Annotated in this window: 3 protein-coding genes and 2 pseudogenes; 1 reads left to right on the top strand and 4 read right to left on the bottom strand. The window is 76.9% G+C overall.

Going from position 1 to position 2,936, the window contains the following annotated elements; translation table 11 throughout:
• Positions 1–1,068: ATP-binding cassette domain-containing protein (locus tag AB0B41_RS42960; protein ID WP_358212975.1), on the top strand; the 1,068-nt coding region annotated here is incomplete at its 5' end.
• Position 1,069: 1 nt separating this feature from the next.
• Here the strand turns inward: AB0B41_RS42960 and AB0B41_RS42955 are convergent.
• The 4 genes and pseudogenes from AB0B41_RS42955 to AB0B41_RS42940 form a co-directional block, all read right to left on the bottom strand.
• Positions 1,070–1,213 carry a GMC oxidoreductase gene (locus tag AB0B41_RS42955; protein WP_358212977.1) on the bottom strand — a complete coding sequence of 48 codons (144 nt, stop codon included), beginning with the start codon at positions 1,211–1,213 and terminating at the stop codon, positions 1,070–1,072.
• Between the two features lie 65 nt (positions 1,214–1,278).
• Positions 1,279–1,356: pseudogene (locus AB0B41_RS42950) on the bottom strand (NAD(P)-binding protein); the annotation flags it as partial.
• A gap of 16 nt (positions 1,357–1,372) precedes the next feature.
• Complete coding sequence (locus AB0B41_RS42945) at positions 1,373–2,773, bottom strand: NAD(P)/FAD-dependent oxidoreductase (protein ID WP_358212973.1); 1,401 nt, start codon at positions 2,771–2,773, stop codon at positions 1,373–1,375.
• Positions 2,752–2,936 (bottom strand): annotated as a pseudogene (locus AB0B41_RS42940) (glucose-6-phosphate dehydrogenase); the annotation flags it as partial. The gene AB0B41_RS42945 and the pseudogene AB0B41_RS42940, both read right to left, overlap by 22 nt.

Below are 2,936 nucleotides of genomic sequence, written 5' to 3'. Positions count from 1 at the left end.
GTCGCGGCCCGCACCGTCGAACTGCTCGACGCCGCCGCCGACCTGCTCGTCCTCGGTGCCGCGGACCGCGCCCACGCCGCCCTCGACGAGGCCGACGCGCGGCTCGTCGCCCTCCGCCGGCGGGCGGCCGGCGCGACCGGTGCCGGCGCCGCGCTGGCGGTCCTGGCCGTCGGGCTCACCGCCGTCGTGTGCGCCGGGCTGGGGCTCGTCGGGTTCGCGGCGGGCACCGTGCCGGGCCCGGTGATCGCCGTGCTCGCCCTGACCCCGCTCGCGTTCGCCGAGGTGGTCGCCTCGCTCCCCGAGGCCGCCGTCCGGCTGCTGTCGATCCGCCCGGCGCTGCGGCGGCTGCGGGACCTCGGGGAACGGGAGCCGGTCGTCGTCGAGCCCGCGGCCGCGGCGGGCGTGCCCGCCCCGCGGTCGCTGCAGGCCCGTGACCTCGGTGTCCGATGGCCCGGCGCGGCCGTCGAGGCCGTCCACGGCATGGACCTCGACCTCGGCGGCGGCCGCCGGGTCGCGCTCACCGGCCCGTCGGGCAGCGGCAAGTCGACGGTCGTCGCGGCCCTGCTGCGCACCCTCCCGCCCAGCTCCGGCGTCCTCCACGCGGACGGGCGTGACGTGCGTGCGCTCCGCGCCGACGACGTGCGGGCCGGGATCGCCTGGTGCGGGCCGTGGGCGCACCTCTTCGACAGCACGCTGCGCGCCAACCTCGCCCTCGCCGCACCCGGGGCGTCCGACGCCGACCTGGTCGCGGCCCTGCGCCGCGCCGCGCTCGGCCCCTGGTTCGACGCCCTGCCCGAGGGCCTGGACACCGCGGTCGGCGCGCACGGCGGCGCGGTGTCGGGCGGCGAGCGTCAGCGGCTGGGAGTGGCCCGCGCGCTGCTGGCCGACCGGCCGATCCTCGTCCTCGACGAGCCCACCGCCCACCTCGACGCCGCGACCGGCGCCGCACTCGCGGCGGAGGTCCTCGCGGCCACGGCCGACCGGACCGCGCTGCTCGTCACGCACCGGCCCGAGCAGACCCCTGGCGTGCCGCGGCTCGACCTCGGCCGGAGCCGCAGCCCGGTGTGAGTCACCCCAGCCGTTCGGCGACGTGGTCGGCCGCGCGCAAGGCGTTGGCCATCGCGGTCAGCGACGGGTTCACGGTGCCGATACCGGGGAAGACGCTGGTGTCGACGACGTAGGGGTTGTCGAGCTCGTGGGCCCGGCACGGTATTCCCCGCGCACGAACACCGCGCCCGAGTCCCAGTCGTCGCGCTCGCGCGGCAGGTAGGCCCCGCGCTCGAGCAGCAGGACCCGCTTCCCGGTGGGCGCGAGGCGATGGGCGAAGGTGCCGCCGCCCGCCCCGGTGCCGATCACGATCACGTCGTGGTGGTCACCGCTCACGGCTGTCTCTCTTGGCGTGTCCCGCGGGCTCGGCGGTGTCGTCGTAGACGTCCCGCAGCGTCTCGATCTCCTGTGTGGTGAAGGTCCGCTCCCGCCGCGCGTCGCGGGCGAAGGCGGCCGCCCAGGTCAGCACCGCGCCGACGCGGTTGCGGTAGCCGGTGAGGAACGCCAGGTGGAGGACCAGCCAGGCCAGCCAGCCGCCGAACCCGCCGAACCGCAGCGGCCCGGCCGAGACGACGGCGTTGCCGCGCGAGAGGTAGGCGGCCGAGCCCAGGTCGTGGTACCGGAACGGACGGACCGGGCGCCCGGCCGACCGGTGCCGGATGCGGCGGCCCGCGTACATCCCGGCCTGCATCGCGACCTCGGCGACGCCCGGCAGGTGGTCCAGGCTCATCAGGTCGCCGATCACGGAGATCTCCGGGTGCCCCGGCACCGTCAGGTCCGGCTCGACCTCGATCCGCCCGGCGCGGTCGCGGGGGGCGCCCGTGGCGTCGGCGAGCGCCTTCGCGATCGGGGGTGCCTCCACCCCGGCCGCCCACAGCACGGTCCCCGCGGGGTACCGCTGCGTCGCGCCCGTGCCGTCGCGGACGTCGATGCCCCGTGCGTCGACGCCGGTCACGACGGAGCCGAGATGCAGCTCCACGCCGAGCTCGCGCAGCCCGGCCGCGGCCTTCGCCGACAGGGCCGGCCCGAACGACGCCAGCGGCGCCTTCCCGGCGTCGAACAGCAGCACCCGGGCGTCCTCCGGGCGGATGCGGTGGAACTCCCGGTGCAGCGTGCGCGTGGCGAGCTCCCGGATCTGGCCGGCCAGCTCGACGCCCGTGGGCCCCGCCCCGACCACGGCGAACGTGAGCCACCGCCGTTGCTCGTCCGGGTCGGTCGCGGTCTCGGCCAGCTCGAACGCGCCGAAGACCCGGCGGCGGATGGCGAGGGCGTCGGCGATGGTCTTCATGCCGAGCGCGTACCGGGCGAACTCGTCGTGGCCGAAGTAGGACTGCCGGACGCCCGCGGCGACGATCAGGTCGTCGTAGGCCAGGGTCAGGTGCTCGCCGTTCGGCCGCTCGGCGAGGACGGTGCGGGCCTGCGGATCGACGTCGACGACGTCGGCCAGCACGCAGTCGACCGTGCGGTGCCGCTTCAGGACGTCGCGCAGCGGCGCCGCGATCTGTCCCTCGGACAGGATCCCGGTCGCGACCTGGTAGAGCAGCGGCTGGAACAGGTGGTGCTGCGCGCGGTCGACGAGCGTCACGGCGATCGTGGAGCCGCGCAGCGCCCGAGCGGCGAAGAGTCCGGCGAAGCCGCCGCCGACGATCACGACGCGGTGCGAGCCCGGGCCGCCGGCGCCGTCGTGGGAGCGGCCGACGACGGTCAGCCGGTGGGGTCGTGCCACGAGTCCCCCTCGGGCAGCAGGTCGTCGGCCTCCTTGGGCCCCCAGGTGCCGCGCTGGTAGCGCTGCACGGGCACGACGTCGCCGAGGATCGGGTCGACCACCCGCCAGGCGGCCTCGACGGTGTCCTGCCGGGCGAACAGGATCCGGTTGCCGTCCAGGGCCG

Source organism: Pseudonocardia sp. NPDC049154, assembly GCF_040648315.1.
Classification (GTDB): domain Bacteria; phylum Actinomycetota; class Actinomycetes; order Mycobacteriales; family Pseudonocardiaceae; genus Pseudonocardia.
Note: the sequence above shows the minus strand (reverse complement) of the source record. Positions and strands in the feature narration are given on the sequence as shown.